The organism is Geodermatophilus sp. SYSU D00758 (assembly GCF_054049955.1).
The window spans coordinates 1-15,226 of sequence record NZ_JBJGYK010000008.1; the positions used below are offsets into that span (position 1 = coordinate 1).

13 protein-coding genes and 1 tRNA gene are annotated in these 15,226 nt (G+C 75.2%); 8 read left to right on the forward strand and 6 right to left on the reverse strand.

What is annotated here, in order from left to right:
* Nucleotides 1-173: 173 nt before the first annotated feature.
* The 3 genes from ACI8AC_RS07625 to ACI8AC_RS07635 are packed head-to-tail and all read right to left on the reverse strand — an operon-like array spanning nt 174 to nt 1,619.
* Nucleotides 174-974 (reverse strand): NUDIX hydrolase, encoded by an 801-nt coding sequence (locus ACI8AC_RS07625; protein WP_456896771.1) that lies wholly within the window; start codon nt 972-974, stop codon nt 174-176.
* Nucleotides 971-1,444 (reverse strand): RidA family protein, encoded by a 474-nt coding sequence (locus ACI8AC_RS07630; protein WP_456896773.1) that lies wholly within the window; start codon nt 1,442-1,444, stop codon nt 971-973. Before ACI8AC_RS07630 ends, ACI8AC_RS07625 begins: the two co-directional genes overlap by 4 nt.
* A 1-nt stretch (nt 1,445) precedes the next feature.
* A complete protein-coding gene (locus ACI8AC_RS07635) occupies nt 1,446-1,619 on the reverse strand; it encodes a hypothetical protein (RefSeq protein ID WP_199522166.1) in 174 nt (57 codons plus the stop codon).
* 95 nt (nt 1,620-1,714) lie between these two features.
* Here ACI8AC_RS07635 and ACI8AC_RS07640 point away from each other — a divergent pair, with 95 nt between their 5' ends.
* Genes ACI8AC_RS07640 through ACI8AC_RS07650 form a run of 3 tightly spaced genes read left to right on the forward strand, consistent with a single transcriptional unit; the run spans nt 1,715 to nt 6,383 of the window.
* Nucleotides 1,715-2,710 carry an ArsA-related P-loop ATPase gene (locus ACI8AC_RS07640; RefSeq protein WP_456896775.1) on the forward strand — a complete coding sequence of 332 codons (996 nt, stop codon included), beginning with the start codon at nt 1,715-1,717 and terminating at the stop codon, nt 2,708-2,710.
* Nucleotides 2,707-3,975: an ArsA family ATPase gene (locus ACI8AC_RS07645; protein ID WP_456896778.1), complete on the forward strand. Its 1,269-nt coding sequence runs from the start codon at nt 2,707-2,709 to the stop codon at nt 3,973-3,975. The genes ACI8AC_RS07640 and ACI8AC_RS07645 overlap by 4 nt, the downstream gene beginning before the upstream one ends.
* A 41-nt stretch (nt 3,976-4,016) precedes the next feature.
* The gene (locus tag ACI8AC_RS07650; protein WP_456896780.1) at nt 4,017-6,383 is read left to right on the forward strand and encodes a penicillin-binding protein; all 2,367 of its coding nucleotides are present in this window, start codon (nt 4,017-4,019) and stop codon (nt 6,381-6,383) included.
* Nucleotides 6,384-6,436: 53 nt separating this feature from the next.
* Here ACI8AC_RS07650 and ACI8AC_RS07655 read toward each other — a convergent pair whose 3' ends face one another.
* Entirely contained in the window at nt 6,437-6,889 is a 453-nt protein-coding gene (locus ACI8AC_RS07655; RefSeq protein ID WP_456896782.1) for a GatB/YqeY domain-containing protein, read from the reverse strand.
* Nucleotides 6,890-6,944: 55 nt separating this feature from the next.
* Between ACI8AC_RS07655 and ACI8AC_RS07660 the strand changes: the two genes are divergently transcribed.
* The 5 genes from ACI8AC_RS07660 to ACI8AC_RS07680 all read left to right on the forward strand — a co-directional run bounded on the left by ACI8AC_RS07660 (nt 6,945) and on the right by ACI8AC_RS07680 (nt 12,382).
* Nucleotides 6,945-7,856 carry a metallophosphoesterase gene (locus ACI8AC_RS07660; RefSeq protein ID WP_456896784.1) on the forward strand — a complete coding sequence of 304 codons (912 nt, stop codon included), beginning with the start codon at nt 6,945-6,947 and terminating at the stop codon, nt 7,854-7,856.
* A 70-nt stretch (nt 7,857-7,926) separates the two neighbouring features.
* Nucleotides 7,927-8,003 (forward strand) — tRNA-Pro (locus ACI8AC_RS07665).
* Nucleotides 8,004-8,083: 80 nt separating this feature from the next.
* Nucleotides 8,084-9,427 carry a hemolysin family protein gene (locus ACI8AC_RS07670; protein ID WP_456896786.1) on the forward strand — a complete coding sequence of 448 codons (1,344 nt, stop codon included), beginning with the start codon at nt 8,084-8,086 and terminating at the stop codon, nt 9,425-9,427.
* Nucleotides 9,424-10,521, forward strand: coding sequence for a hemolysin family protein (locus tag ACI8AC_RS07675; protein WP_456896788.1), 1,098 nt, complete (start codon nt 9,424-9,426; stop codon nt 10,519-10,521). Before ACI8AC_RS07670 ends, ACI8AC_RS07675 begins: the two co-directional genes overlap by 4 nt.
* Nucleotides 10,522-10,525: 4 nt before the next feature.
* On the forward strand, nt 10,526-12,382 hold the full coding sequence (locus tag ACI8AC_RS07680; protein WP_456896790.1) for a prolyl oligopeptidase family serine peptidase: 1,857 nt from the start codon (nt 10,526-10,528) through the stop codon (nt 12,380-12,382).
* A 61-nt stretch (nt 12,383-12,443) separates the two neighbouring features.
* Here the strand turns inward: ACI8AC_RS07680 and ACI8AC_RS07685 are convergent, their stop codons facing one another.
* Both ACI8AC_RS07685 and ACI8AC_RS07690 read right to left on the reverse strand, forming a co-directional pair.
* Entirely contained in the window at nt 12,444-13,499 is a 1,056-nt protein-coding gene (locus tag ACI8AC_RS07685) for an aspartate-semialdehyde dehydrogenase (protein WP_456896792.1), read from the reverse strand.
* A complete protein-coding gene (locus ACI8AC_RS07690) occupies nt 13,496-14,764 on the reverse strand; it encodes an aspartate kinase (protein ID WP_456896794.1) in 1,269 nt (422 codons plus the stop codon). The genes ACI8AC_RS07685 and ACI8AC_RS07690 overlap by 4 nt, the downstream gene beginning before the upstream one ends.
* Between the last annotated feature and the right edge of the window lie 462 nt (nt 14,765-15,226).

Sequence of the window (15,226 nt, forward strand, 5' to 3'; positions counted from 1 at the left end):
TTTGCGCGGTCATGGGCGGGTCGCGGCGGTACGGGTGGGCGGCGCCCTCCGGGGGGGGAGGGCACGGGGCCAGGTGCCGTCGAGGAGGGGGCCCCGGAGGGGTCCGCGACGAGGCGGCGGTCGGGCTCAGCGCGGGTCGGGGACGGCACCTGGCCGCGGTGTGACCCGGAGGGTCACGAAGGGAGTGGCGCCACGAGGCGGACGCGGCTGCCGTCGGGGAGCACCGCCCACCGGCCGTCGGGCTCGTCGACGAAGGTCGGGCTGATCGGCGACAGCGGCGCGGGGGGCGAGCCGGCCAGGACCGCCGCCACGTCGGCGAAGGGCTCGAGCTGGCCGAGGGTGTGCACGGTCGGCGGCAGCATCGGGCGGGTCCCGCCGTAGGCCTCGGCCAGGGCGGCCGCCGGGGTGAGCCAGCTGGCCTCGTCGGCCTCGCCGGTCACGTGCCGGGCCTCCTGGCCGACCGGCAGCGCCGCGGCGAAGAACTTGGTGTCGTACCGCCGCGGCTCGATCTCCGGCGTCACCCAGTGCGCGAACGGGCGCAGCAGGTCGGCGCGCAGCGCCAGGCCGCGGTCGGCGAGCAGCTCGGCCAGCGAGAGCTCCCGGGTGAGCAGGGCCTGGCGCTGCTCCTCCCAGTCGTCACCGGTCACGTCCGGGACGACGCCACCCCCCTCGGCCGGCCCGGCCAGCAGGACCCCGGCCTCCTCGAAGGTCTCCCGGACCGCGGCGCACACCAGCTCGCGGGCGATCCGCTCGTCGCAGCCGAACGCCGCCGCCCACTCCGCGGGCGGCGGCCCCACCCAGGCGGTGGTCACGTCACCGTCCCGCGGGTCCACCCCGCCACCGGGGTAGGCGGTCATGCCGCCGGCGAAGGGCATGCCCCGCGTCCGGCGGAGGAGGTAGACCTCCAGCCCGGGGGACCCGTCCCGCAGCAGCAGCACCGTGGCGGCCTGCTTGGGGATGCTGGGTGCGGTCACCTGAGCTCGACGGTGAGCTCGACCTCGACCGGGGCGCCCAGGGGGAGCTCGGCGACGCCGACGGCGCTGCGGGCGTGCTGGCCGGCCTCGCCGAACACCCGCCCCAGCAGCTCGCTGGCCCCGTTCACCACCCGCGGCTGGCCGGTGAAGCCCTCCGCGCTGGCCACGTAGCCGACGACCCGCACGACCCGCGCGACCGAGTCCAGCCCGACGAGCTCGTCGATCGCGGCGAGGGCGTTCAGCGCGCAGACCTTGGCGTCGTGCGCGGCGTCCTCGGCGTCGACCGAGCCGCCGACCTTCCCGGTGCGGCGCAGCCCGCCGTCGACGAAGGGCAGCTGGCCGGAGGTGAACACCAGGTGGCCGGAGCGGACGGCGGGGACGTACGAGGCGACCGGAGCGGCGACCGGGGGCAGCCGGATGCCGAGCTCGGCCAGCCGCGCGTGCCAGCTCTGCGTCTGGTGCTCCGACACGTCAGCCCGCCGGGCGCTTGAGGTAGGCCACCGGCTGCTCGGAGCCGCCCGGCCCGGGGAGGACGGTGACGAGCTCCCACCCGTCGACGCCCCACGAGTCGAGGATCGCCTTGGTGTTGTGGATCAGCAGCGGGATAGTGGCGTACTCCCACCGCACGCGCGCCGGTTCGCTCATGGGCGCGACGCTAGCGCAGGGCCTCGGCCCCGTCCCGGGCCCCGCCCTGAGCCTGCGAACGGTGGGGAGGACGGGGTCCTTCTAGTCTGATCTCCGTGACCGACGGACCGCTCCCCGCGCGCTGCCACGTGGTGACCGGGAAGGGCGGGACCGGCAAGACGACGGTCGCCGCCGCCCTCGCGCTGGCCCTGGCCGCCGACGGCGGGCACGTGCTGCTCGTCGAGACCGAGGGCCGCCAGGGCATCGCCCAGCTCTTCGACACCCCGCCGCTGCCCTACGAGGAGCGCCGGGTGGCCGTCGCCCGCGGGGGCGGGGAGATCAAGGCGCTGGCGATCGACGTCGAGGAGGCCCTCCTCGAGTACCTGGAGATGTTCTACAACCTCAAGCGCGCGGGGCGGGCGCTGCGCCGGATGGGCGCGGTGGACTTCGCGACCACCATCGCCCCGGGCCTGCGGGACGTGCTGATCACCGGGAAGATCAAGGAGGCGGTCACCCGCCGGGCGGCCGACGGGCGCCCGGTCTACGACGCCGTCGTCGTCGACGCCCCGCCCACCGGGCGGATCACCCGGTTCCTCAACGTGACCGGCGAGATGGCCGGCCTGGCCCGCTCGGGCCCCATCAAGTCGCAGAGCGACGGCGTCATGGCGGTGCTGAAGTCACCGCGGACGGCGGTGCACCTGGTGACCCTGCTCGAGGACATGCCGGTGCAGGAGACCGCGGACGCGATCGCCGAACTCACCGCGGCCGGCCTGCCGGTGGGGTCGGTGGTGGTCAACATGGCCGCCGAGCCGATCCTCCCGGAGGACTGCCTGGCGCTCGCGGCCGAGGGCCGGCTCACCCCGGCCCAGCTGGAGCCGGCGCTGGCCGCCGCCCACCTGCACGACGGTCCCGCGCTGGCCACGGCGCTGGTCGCGGAGGCCACCGAGCACGCCCGCCGCTGGACCGCGCAGGACGAGCTGCGCGCCGAGGTCGAGGCGCTGGGCCGGCCGACCGTGGAGCTGCCCCTGCTCACCGGCCCGGTGGACCTGGGCGCGCTGTTCGAGCTGGCCGGCCGGCTGGAGGCCCACCTGCGCACCGAGGTGGCCGCGTGAGCGCCGCTGACCGGACGGTGGAGGTCGACGTGGAGGCCTCGGTCGCCGGGCACGCCCGCCGCCGGGCCGCGCAGCCGGCCCCGGAGCCGCCCCGCGCCCAGCCCCTGGAGCTGGCCGAGCTGCTCGAGGACCGGCAGACCCGGATCATCGTGTGCTGCGGCGCCGGCGGCGTGGGGAAGACGACGACGTCGGCGGCGCTGGCCCTGGCGGCGGCCGAGGCGGGGCGCACCGTCGTCGTCCTCACCATCGACCCGGCCCGCCGGCTGGCCCAGTCCCTGGGCCTCGAGGAGCTGGACAACGAGCCGCGGCGGGTCGACGTCCCGGAGGCGCCGGGCGAGCTGCACGCGATGATGCTGGACATGAAGCGCACGTTCGACGACGTCGTCGTGGCGCACTCGACCCCCGAGCGGGCCGAGCAGATCCTGGAGAACCCCTTCTACCAGGCGCTGTCGTCCTCCTTCGCCGGGACGCAGGAGTACATGGCGATGGAGAAGCTCGGCCAGCTGCGCTCCAGCGAGCAGTGGGACCTCATCGTCGTCGACACCCCGCCGTCCCGGTCCGCGCTGGACTTCCTCGACGCCCCGAACCGGCTGAGCCGTTTCCTCGACGGCACGATGATCCGGCTGCTCACGGCGCCCAGCCGCGCCGGCTTCCGGTTCGCCAGCGCCGGGTTCCTGTTCTTCAGCCGGATCATCTCGAAGGTCCTCGGCGGGCAGCTGCTGCGCGACATCTCCGCCTTCGTCAGCGCGCTGGACACGATGTTCGGCGGCTTCCGGGAGCGCGCCACGGCCACCTACGAGCTGCTGCGCCGGCCCGGGACCTGGTTCGTGGTGGTCGCCACCCCGGAGCCCGACGCGCTGCGCGAGGCCTCCTACTTCGTCGACCGGCTCTCGGCCGAGCACATGCCGCTGGCCGGGCTGGTGCTCAACCGCACCCACCCGCCGGCGAGCACCGCGCTGTCGGCCACCCGGGCCGCGGGCGCCGCCGAGGAGGTCCTCGAGGCCGGCGCCGAGGGCGCCGAGGTCGCCGCCGGGGCGCTGCGCGTGCACGCCGAGCGGATGGCCCTGGCGACCCGTGAGCAGCGGCTGGCCGACCGGTTCACCAGCGCCCACCCGCAGGTCCCCGTGCGCACCGTGCCGGCGGCCGCCGGCGACGTGCACGACGTCGACGGGCTGCGCGCGATGGCCGGCGAGCTGACCGGCCCGGACGGCGACACGCCGACGGGTGTGCCGCGGACCCGCGTCCTGCCCGCGCGCCGTCGCTGACCGCGACCCCGGGAGCGCAGCGAGACGTACATTGGCTCGCGATGTCTCCCGCCCTGCGCACCCGGGTCGTCGGCAAGCTGGCCGCGACGATCGTCCTCGCCGGCGCCCTCCTCGCCGGCATGCTGCTGCCCTTCGTCGGTGGCACCGGCCTGGCGGCGCGCAACTCCGCCTCGCTGCTCGACGCGCTCCCGGTGGAGCTCACCGACGAGACACCGGCGGGCATGAGCCGGGTGCTGGCCGCCGACGGCAGCCTCATCACCTACTTCTACGAGAAGAACCGGACGCCGGTCACCGCCGACCGGATCGCGGACGTGATGGAGCAGGCGCTCGTCGACATCGAGGACGCCCGCTTCCACCAGCACAACGGGCTGGACGTGCAGGGCACGCTGCGGGCCCTGGTGACCAACGTCGCCGCGGGGTCGGTGCAGGAGGGCGGTTCGACGCTGACCCAGCAGCTGGTCAAGCAGACCCTGGTCGAGACCGCCGACAGCGCCGAGGAGCGGCAGGCGGCCACCGAGCAGGACGGGCAGGCCGGCGTCGCGCGCAAGCTCCGCGAGGCCCGGCTCGCGCTCGCCCTCGAGGAGACCTACCCGAAGGACGAGATCCTCACCCGGTACCTCAACCTCGTCTACTTCGGCCACGGCGCCTACGGCATCCAGGCCGCCGCCCAGACCTACTTCAGCGTCGACGCCGCCGACCTCACCCTGCCCCAGGCGGCCATGCTGGCCGGGCTGGTGCAGAGCCCGGCCAACGACGACCCCATCACCAACCCGGAGAACGCGCAGGTCCGCCGCGACCAGGTGCTCGGCCGGATGCTCGCCCAGGGGCACATCAGCCAGGAGGAGCACGACGCGATCGCCGGCACCCCGGTCGCCGTGCAGCCGGGGGTGTCCCCGCCCAACGGGTGCATCGACGCCGCGATCGGCGGGTTCTTCTGCGCCTACGTCCACCAGTACCTGGTGCAGACCCTCGGCATCGACCAGACCACGCTGGACAACGGCGGGCTGACCATCCAGACCACGCTGCGCCCCGACATGCAGGCGGCCGGCGACCAGGCCGTGCTCAACACCCTGGCGATGGGCGACCCCCTGGCCGGCATGTACACCGCCGTGGAGCCCGGCACCGGGCACGTGCTGGCGATGAGCGTCAACCGCCGCTACGGCTGCGACGGCCCCGAGTGCGAGTCCGTCGTCCTCAACACCGCCTACAGCCAGGGGTCCGGGTCGACCTACAAGGTCTTCACCGCGGCCGCCGCGCTGGAGGAGGGGTACTCGCAGTACTACTCGATCACCACCGGCGACCCCTACGTCTCGCGGGTCTACCGGAACGGCGGGCGGCCCTACTCCGTGGGCAACGCGGGGAACTACCCCGCCACCCTGGACATGGAGAAGGCCCTCTACATGTCCTCGAACACCTACTTCCTCGCCCTCGAGGACGCCCTCGGCAGCGTCGAGGCCCCGGTGCGGATGGCCGAGCGGATGGGCATGAACTTCACCGCCACCCCGGCCGACCAGATCATCGCCGAGAACCGCGGGTCGTTCACCCTCGGCGCCGAGGCGACCAGCCCGCTGGACCTCGCCAGCGCCTACTCGACGCTGGCCGCGAACGGCACGCAGTGCGACCCCACCCCGGTCACCGGGGTCCTCGACCGCGCCGGTGAGCCGCTCCGGCGCGACGGCCGGCCGGTCGTCACCGGGGACTCCTGCACCGAGGAGGCCATCCCCTCCGGGGTGGCCAGCACGATGAACCAGATGCTGCGCAAGGACGTCGAACCCGGCCACCCCGGTCAGACCGGCGCCCGCGCCTACGTCCCCGGCCACCAGATCGCCGGGAAGACCGGGACGTCGCAGAGCAACTTCTCGGTCGCGTTCGTCGGCTACACCCCGCAGTACGCCGCCAGCGTCATGGTGCTCAACCCCAAGGAGAACCAGAACGTCGGCGGCTTCGGCGGCGGCAAGGGCGCCACCATCTGGCACGACGCGATGGCCCCGGTCCTCGGCGGCCAGGCGGCGGTGCCCTTCCCGCCCGCCGATCCCACCGTCCAGAACGGCAACACCCGCGTCGTGCCCTCCTGCGGCTCCGTGGAGGACTGCGAGCAGGCGCTGCGCCGTGCCGGGTTCGACTCCCAGGTCGCCCGCGTCGACAGCGACCAGCCCGCCGGCACCCTGCTGGGCACCGATCCCGCCGCCGGTGCCCGCGCCGTCACCGACCAGACCGTGTCGATCCGGGTGAGCAACGGAGCCGACTACGTCGCACCGGCGCCGGAGGAGACCGCGCCGGAGGGGTCCGCCCCGCGCGGCGGCGGCGAGGGGGCCGGGACCGGCAGCGGACCGGGGACCGCACCGGAGGGCAGCGGGACGGCGGGTGGCCCGCGCGGGTCCGGGGGCCGCGACGGCCTCGGGGGCTGAGCGGGCTCCGGGGTTGACCGGGCTCCGGGGCCGGAGCGCTCCGGGGTCGGCGCTCAGCCCAGCTGGCGGCGCACCTCCGCGGCCACCCGGCCACCATCGGCCCGGCCGGCCACCTCGGCCTGCACCGCGCCCATGACCCGGCCCATGTCCTTCATTCCCGAGGCGCCGGTGCGCGTGACGACGTCGGCGACCAGGGCCGCGAGGTCGGCGTCGTCCAGCTGCGCGGGCAGGTAGGCGGCCACCACGTCCCCCTCGGCGCGCTCCCGCTCCGCCTGCTCGGTGCGCCCGGCCCCGGCGTAGGCCTCGGCCGCCTCCCGGCGCTTCTTGGCCTCCCGGCGGAGCACCGCCTGCACCTCGTCGTCCGACAGCTCGCGGGCCTCCTTGCCGGCCACCTCCTCCGCGCTCACCGCGGCCAGCACCATGCGCAGCGTGGCGGTGCGCAGCTCGTCGCGGGACTTCATCGCGGTGGTCAGGTCGGCGCGCAGGCGGTCCTTCAGGTCGGGCACCGCCCCAGCCTCGCACGGACGCGCCGCGGCGTGCGCCCCCGTAGGCTGGACCACCGTGCGCCCGATCACCGCCCTGCCCGTCGCCGCCGTCGCGTCGGCGACCGCCGGCCTGGCCTACGCCTCCCTCTACGAGCGCACCCGCTGGACGCTGCGCCGGTTCGAGGTGCCCGTGCTCGCCCCGGGCGAGCCCCCGCTGCGCGTGCTGCACCTCTCCGACCTGCACATGACCGCCGGGCAGCGCTCGAAGCAGGAGTGGGTGGCCGGGCTGGCCGACCTGCGCCCGCACCTGGTGGTCGACACCGGCGACAACCTGGCCGGGATGGACGCCGTCCCGGCCACGCTGCGGGCCCTGGACCCGCTGCTGGACCTCCCCGGCGTCTTCGTGACCGCCAGCAACGACTACTACGCCCCCCGCCCCAAGAACCCGCTCAAGTACTTCCGGCGCGACCACACCCGGGTGCACGGCGAGGAGCTGCCCTGGCGGGACCTGCGCGACGGCCTGACCCGGCGTGGCTGGCTGGACCTCACCAACGCGACCGGCGAGCTCACCGTCGACGGCCGGCGCATCGTCTTCGCCGGCGTGGACGACTCCCACCTGCGGCTCGACCGCTACGACCGGGTCGCCGGCGCCGCCGACCCCAGCGCGGACCTGCGCGTCGGGCTGGCGCACTCCCCCGAGCCCCGGGTGCTCGACCGGTTCGCCGCCGACGGGCACGACCTCCTGCTGTGCGGGCACACGCACGGCGGGCAGCTCCGGGTGCCCTTCTACGGCGCGCTGGTCACCAACTGCGGGATCGACCGGGACCGGGTGCGCTGGCTGCACCGGTGGGCGGAGGGGAGCCCGGACAACCCGCACGGCACCTGGCTGCACGTCTCCGCCGGCCTGGGCACCAGTCCCTACGCCCCGGTCCGGTTCGCCTGCCCCCCGGAGGCGACGCTGCTCACCCTGACCGCCCGCCCGGGCTGAGGGGCGGGGAGGCACCGGCAGGGGGCCGCGGGGCACCCAGGCGCGTCGGCTACAGTTGTCGACGCACACCCGGGGTGTGGCGCAGCTTGGTAGCGCGCGTCGTTCGGGACGACGAGGTCGCAGGTTCAAATCCTGTCACCCCGACCAGATCGCAGGGGCCGCCGCACGGCGGCCCCTGCGGCGTTCCGGGGGTTGGGTTCCGGTCCGCCGGGGCACCGGGGGACGCGATGACCGAGTGGTTGCTCCTCCTCGCCGCCGTGCTGCTCACGGCCCTCACCGGCTTCTTCGTGGCCGCGGAGTTCGCCTTCACCACCGTCGACCGCGGCCGGGCCGAGGAGGCGGCGCAGCGGGGCGACCGGCCGGCCCGAGCGCTGGTCCGCGCGCTGGGCGGCCTGTCCACCCAGCTGTCGGCGGCCCAGCTGGGGATCACGGTCACCACCCTGGTCGTCGGCTACCTCGCCGAGCCGGCGCTGGGCGCGCTGCTGCGCGGCCCGCTGGAGGCGGCGGGCCTGCCCGGCGGCCTGGTCACCGGCCTCTCCTACGGGCTCGGCCTCGCGCTGGCCACCGTGCTGCAGATGCTGCTCGGCGAGCTGGGCCCGAAGAACCTGGCCATCGCCGACCCCCTGCGCGTCGGCTCCCTGGTCGCCCCCGGGATGCGGCTGTTCACCCGGGGAGCCGGCCCGGTCCTGAACACCCTCCAGCGGCTGGCCAACGCCATCGTGCGGCGCCTGGGCATCGAGCCCCGCGAGGAGCTGGACTCCGCCCGCGACGCCGACGAGCTGGCCGCGGTGGCCCGCCGCTCGGCGGAGGAGGGCGACCTCTCCCCCGTCGCCGCCCGGCTGCTCCAGCGCACCCTGGGCCTGCGGGTGAAGTTCGCGACCGACGTCATGACGCCGCGGACCCGGCTGTGGACCCTGCGGTCGGGCGCCACGGCCGCCGACGTCATCGCCGCTGCCGTGGAGTCGGGCAACTCGCGCTTCCCCGTCTACGGCTCCGACCTGGACGAGGTCACCGGGGTCGTGCACGTGAAGGACGCCGTCGCCGTGCCCGAGGAGGAGCGCGGTGCGCGGACGGCCGGGCAGCTGGCCCGCCCGGTGCTCGCCGTCCCGTCGTCGCTGCAGCTGGAGCGGCTGCTGGACCTGCTGCGCGACCAGGGCCTGCAGATGGCCCTGGTCGTCGACGAGTGGGGCGCCACGCACGGTGTGGTGACCCTGGAGGACATCGTGGAGGAGCTGGTCGGCGAGATCTCCGACGAGACCGACCGCCCGCTGCGCAACCTGCGCCGCGCCGGGGAGGACGCCTGGCTGCTGTCGGGCCTGCTGCGGCCCGACGAGGTCCGTGAGCGCACCGGCGTGCCCGTCCCCGAGGGCCGCTACGAGACCCTCGCCGGCTTCCTCGCCGAGCGGCTGCAGCGGCTGCCCGCGGTGGGCGACGCCGTGCGGCTGGAGGGGGCGCGGCTGACCGTGGAGAGCCTGGACGGGCGGCGGGTGGCGCGGGTGCGGGCCGAGGTGGTGGACGCGCCCGCCGGGGCGTCCCCCGGGCCCGCCGAGCCGGAGGCGGTGGCGGCGTGAGCGACGTGCTGAGCCTGCTGCTGCTGGTGGCCCTCCTGCTGGGCAACGCCTTCTTCGTGGCCGCCGAGTTCGCGCTGGTCTCGGCCCGCGTCGACCAGCTGGAGCCGCGGGCCGAGGCCGGGTCACCGCGCGCCCGCAGGACGCTGGAGGCGATGCGCGAGGTGTCGCTGATGATGGCCGGCGCGCAGCTGGGCATCACGCTGTGCTCGCTGGGCCTGGGCGCCGTGGGCGAGCCGGCCGTCGCGCACCTGCTCGAGGTCCCGCTCGAGGCGGCCGGGGTCCCCGAGGCGCTGCTGCACCCCATCGCCCTCGTCGTCGCGCTGTCGCTGGTGACGGTGCTGCACATGGTCCTCGGCGAGATGGTGCCCAAGAACATCACCATCGCCGGCCCCGACCGCGCCGCCCTGGTGCTCGGCCCCCCGCTGGCCGCGTTCGTGCGGCTGCTGCGGCCGGTGATCCGGGCCTTCAACACGGTCGCCAACGGCTTCGTGCGGCTCTTCGGGGTGCAGCCGACCGACGAGATCGCGGCCGGCTTCGACGAGGCGGAGATCCGGTCGATGATCACCCAGTCCCGGCGGGAGGGGCTCCTGGGCAGCGAGGTGAGCGACCTCGCTGCCGGTGCGCTCACCTTCGAGCGGCACGACGTCTCGACGGTGCTGGTGCCGCTGGCGGACATCGTGCCCCTGCCGCCCTCGACCACGCCCCGCGAGCTGGAGGCCGTCGTCGCCGAGCGCGGCTTCAGCCGGTACCCGCTGCAGGGCGGGGACGGGCGGCTGCGCGGCTTCGTGCACGTCAAGGACGTCCTCGGCGTGACCGGCGCGGACCGGGACCGGCCGATCGGCGCCGAGCACGTCACCCCGCTGGTCGACCTCGCCCCGGGCACCACGCTGCCGGAGGTGCTCTCGGCCATGCGGACGGCGGGGGTGCACCTCGGCCAGGTCGTCGTCAACGGCCAGGTGGCGGGCGTGGTCTTCCTGGAGGACGTGCTGGAGCAGCTCATCGGCGACGTCCGCGACGCCGCGGTGGAGCCCCCCGGCGCCGGCGGCCGGCCGGGGGCCGGCGTCGGGCAGGGCGCGGGGGCCGGGGGAAGATGACCCGGTGAGTGCCGACCCCGCAGACCCCGCACCGTCCGGCGTCATCGTCCCCGGGGAGCCCACCCCCTACGCCGCGCCGCTGCCGCCGGAGGTCGTCGCCCGCTGGCAGGCCCGGTTCCGCGCGCCGCGGGTCAGCCTCCCGGACTGGGCCCTGCACGCCCCGCACCGCAGCCTGTACTCCTCGGACGTCACCGGCGTGGTCGAGCAGTACGCCTGGGACCGCACCACCGGCGCGCACCGTCAGGTCACCGACCGGCCCAACGGCACGCTGATCGCCACGGTCTCCCCCGACGGCGAGACGATCTGGTGGTTCGCCGACACCGACGGCGACGAGTTCGGCGTGTGGATGGTGCAGCCCTTCGCCGGCGGCGAGGACCGGGTGGCGCTGCCCGAGGTGGGGCCCGCCTACCCGGCCGGCCTGGAGATCGGCCGGTCACTGGTGGCGGTCGGCCGGTCCACCGACGACGGCTCCGAGCTGTGGCTGGCACCGGCCGGCGGGCCGGCCCGGGTCGTCTACCGGCACGCCGACCCGGCGTCGGTCGACGCCCTGACGACGGACGACGAGCTGCTGGTCGTGTCGCACTCGGAGCACGGCGACCCCCGGTACCCGGCGCTGCGGGTGCTGCGCACCGCCGACACCACGTTCGAGGCGCCGGCCGTCGTCGCGGAGAAGTGGGACGGCGAGGGCCGCGGGCTGCACGCGCTGGAGTTCGCCCCGCTGCCGGGTGACCGCCGGCTGCTGGTCGGCCACGAGCGCCGCGGCCGCGAGGAGCTGCTGGTCTGGGACGTCGCCACCGACACCGAGACCGAGGTCGTGCTGGACCTGCCCGGCGACGTGACGGCCGGCTGGTACCCCGACGGGTCGGCGCTGCTGGTCGGCCACGACTCCGCCGGCCGCAGCGAGCTCTACCGCTACGACCTGGCCTCCGGGGCCCTGGAGCGGCTGGACACCCCGCGGGGCGTCGTCCGCGGGGCGACGGCCCGCCCCGACGGCACGGTGGAGCTGGCCTGGTCGTCGTCCGAGCGGCCGCCGGTGGTCCGCCGCGCCGACGGGCCGGTGGTGCTGGCAGCGCCCGGGGAGGAGCCGCCGGCCGGGTACCCGGTCGAGGACCGCTGGGTGGACGGCCCGGGGGGGCGGATCCACGCGCTCCTGGCCCGCCCGGCCGGGCCCGCCCCGCACGCGACCGCCTTCCTCGTGCACGGCGGCCCGGAGGCGGCCGACGACGACTCCTACCGCGCCCGGCGGGCCGCCTACGTCGACGCCGGCTACGCGGTCGTGCACGTCAACTACCGCGGGTCCACCGGGTACGGCAGCGCATGGCGGGACGCCCTCACCGGTCGGCCGGGGCTGACCGAGCTCGAGGACGTCGCCGCCGTGCACGACGCGCTGGTCGCCGAGGGGGTCGTCGACCCGGGCCGCACCCTGCTGTCCGGCGGCTCCTGGGGCGGGTTCCTCACCCTCCTGGGCCTGGGCACGCAGCCGGAGCGCTGGGCGGCCGGGATCGCCGAGGTGCCCGTCGCCGACTACCTGGCCGCCTACGAGGACGAGATGGAGGGCCTGCGGGCCTACGACCGGGCCCTGTTCGGCGGCTCACCCGAGGAGGTCCGGGACCGCTACGTGCGCTCCTCGCCGATCACCTACGTCGAGGCGGTGCGCGCGCCGGTGCTCGTCGTGGCGGGGGCCAACGACCCGCGCTGCCCGATCCGGCAGATCGACAACTACCTGGGCGAGCTGACCCGCCTGGGCAAGCCGCACGAGGTGTACCGCTTCGACGCCGGCCACGGCTCGCTGGTCATCGAGGAGACGATCCGCCAGGTCGAGACGGCCCTGGGCTTCGCGCTGCGGCACGTGAAGCCGTAGCCGACCACCGTGACACGGTCGGGAGGCCTCCGGCTCCCCGCACCGGCCACCACAGCGGTGGTCAGCCCTTCGAGTCCCTGACCAGCTCGGCGATCTGGACGGTGTTGAGCGCGGCGCCCTTGCGCAGGTTGTCGTTGCTGACGAACAGCGCCAGCCCGCGGTCGTCGTCCACCCCGGGGTCCTGCCGGATGCGGCCGACGTAGCTCGGGTCCCGGCCGGCGGCCTGCTGGGGGTTCGGGACGTCGGAGAGCTCCACGCCCGGCGCGCCCCGCAGGAGCTCGACGGCGCGCTCGACCGGCAGCGGCCGGGCGAACTCCACGTTGAGCGACAGCGAGTGCCCGGTGAAGACCGGCACCCGCACGCAGGTGCCCGAGACCCGCAGCTCGGGGACCTCCAGGATCTTGCGGCTCTCGTTGCGGAGCTTCTGCTCCTCGTCGGTCTCGTGCGACCCGTCGTCCACCACGGAGCCGGCCATCGGCAGCACGTTGAAGGCGATCGGCCGCACGTACTTGACCGGCTCGGGGAAGGCCACCGCCGAGCCGTCGTGGGTCAGCTCCGCGGCCTTGTCCACGACCGCCCGGACCTGCGTGTCGAGCTCCTCGACGCCGGCGAGCCCGCTGCCCGAGACCGCCTGGTAGGTGCTGGCCACCAGGCGCACGAGCCGGGCCTCGTCGTGCAGCGGCTTGAGCACCGGCATCGCGGCCATCGTGGTGCAGTTCGGGTTGGCGATGATCCCCTTGCGCATCCCGGCCAGGGCGTGCGGGTTGACCTCGGCGACGATCAGCGGGACGTCGGGGTCGCGCCGCCACGCCGAGCTGTTGTCGATCACCGTCACCCCGGCCTCGGCGAACACCGGCGCGAGGGCACGGGAGGACGTCGCCCCGGCGGAGAACAGCGCGACGTCCAGACCACGGGGGTCGGCCGTCGCGGCGTCCTCCACGGTGATCTCGCCGTCACCCCACGGCAGGGTGCTGCCGGCGGAGCGGGCGGAGGCGAAGAACCGCAGCTCGCTGACGGGGAACCGGCGCTCGGCCAGGATCTGCCGCATGACGCCGCCGACCTGGCCGGTGGCGCCGACGAGGCCGACCCGCAGCCCGTCGCTGACGAACCCGCTCATCGTCCCGTCCCTCCGTAGACGACCGCCTGCTCCTCGTCGGTCCCCAGGTCGAACGCGTCGTGCACCGCCCGGACGGCGACGTCGACGTCGGTGTCCCGGCACACCACGGAGATCCGGATCTCGGAGGTGCTGATCAGCTCGAGGTTGACACCGGCGTCGGCGAGCGCGCCGAAGAAGCGGGCCGAGACCCCGGGGTGCGAGCGCATCCCGGCGCCGACCAGCGACACCTTGCCGATGTGCTGGTCGAAGCTGACGTCGGTGTAGCCGACGGTGTGCCGGACCTTCTCCAGCGCGGCGAGCGCGGCGGGGCCGTCGCTCTTCGGCAGGGTGAAGGAGATGTCGGCCAGCTTGCTGGTCTCCGGCGACACGTTCTGCACGATCATGTCGATGTTGATCTCGGCGTCGGCGAGCACGCGGAAGATCTGCGCGGCCTCGCCCGGCCGGTCGGGCACGCCGAACACGGTGATCTTGCCCTCGGACCGGTCGTGCGCGACGCCGGAGATGATCGCCTGTTCCACCGGGAGGTCCTCCATCGAGCCGGCCACGGTCGTGCCGGGGAGCTGGGAGTAGGAGCTGCGGACGTGCACCGGGATGCCGTAGCGGCGGGCGTACTCGACGCAGCGGAGCATGAGCACCTTCGCACCGGACGCCGCCAGCTCGAGCATCTCCTCGTAGGTGACGGTCTCGAGCCGCCGGGCGTTCGGGACGATCCGCGGGTCGGCCGTGAAGACGCCGTCGACGTCGGTGTAGATTTCGCAGACGTCGGCGCGCAGGGCCGCGGCCACGGCGACGGCGGTGGTGTCGGAGCCGCCGCGGCCCAGCGTGGTGATGTCCTTGGTGTCCTGGCTGACGCCCTGGAAGCCGGCGACGATGACGATCGAGCCCTCGTCGAGCGCCTGCCGCAGCCGGCCGGGCGTGACGTCGATGATCCGCGCCTTGCCGTGGCTGCCCGTGGTGATGACCCCGGCCTGGGACCCGGTGAACGAGCGGGCCTCGTAGCCGTGCGTTGAGATCGCGATGGCCAGCAGCGCCATCGAGATGCGCTCGCCGGCGGTGAGCAGCATGTCGAGTTCGCGACCGGGTGGGTCCGCGGTGATCGCCTGGGCCTGGTCGAGCAGCTCGTCGGTCGTGTCACCCATCGCCGAGACGACCACGACGACGTCGTTGCCGTCCTGCTTGGCCGCGACGACCCGCTCGGCGACGCGCTTCATGTGCTCGGCGGACGCGACGGACGAGCCACCGTACTTCTGGACGACGAGGGCCACGGGTCCACAGGCTACCGAGGCGGCCCCGCACCCCGGCGGCCGCGTCCCGGGAGCCCGGGTACCGGGTCCCCCTCTCCCCGGCTCTCCACCCGGTCGCTCTCCCCGGCCCTCCTCCCGGCCCCGGACGGCCACCCTCGGAGGGGGCGCGGTGATGCACACATCCGGTCACCGGGCGTGAGGGCGCCGGGCGCCTACCCGACCCCCCGGCTTCCTACGTCTCTGAGTGCAGCTGCACTCAGAGACGTAGGAAGCTCAAGGACACAGGAAGCCCAGGGACGCAGGAAGCTTAGGGACGCAGGAAGCCCAGGGACGCAGGAAGCCGGGCCCGACCCACCGGTCGCGTCCACCCGGCCGGGCGACCGCGTCCCCTCGGCGCGACGACCTGCCGGCCCCCGCCGGTAGGGGTGCCGTCCACAGCCGGCGCGGTCCTCCACGGGTCGGGCGCGGGGGCCCGCCGGCGCC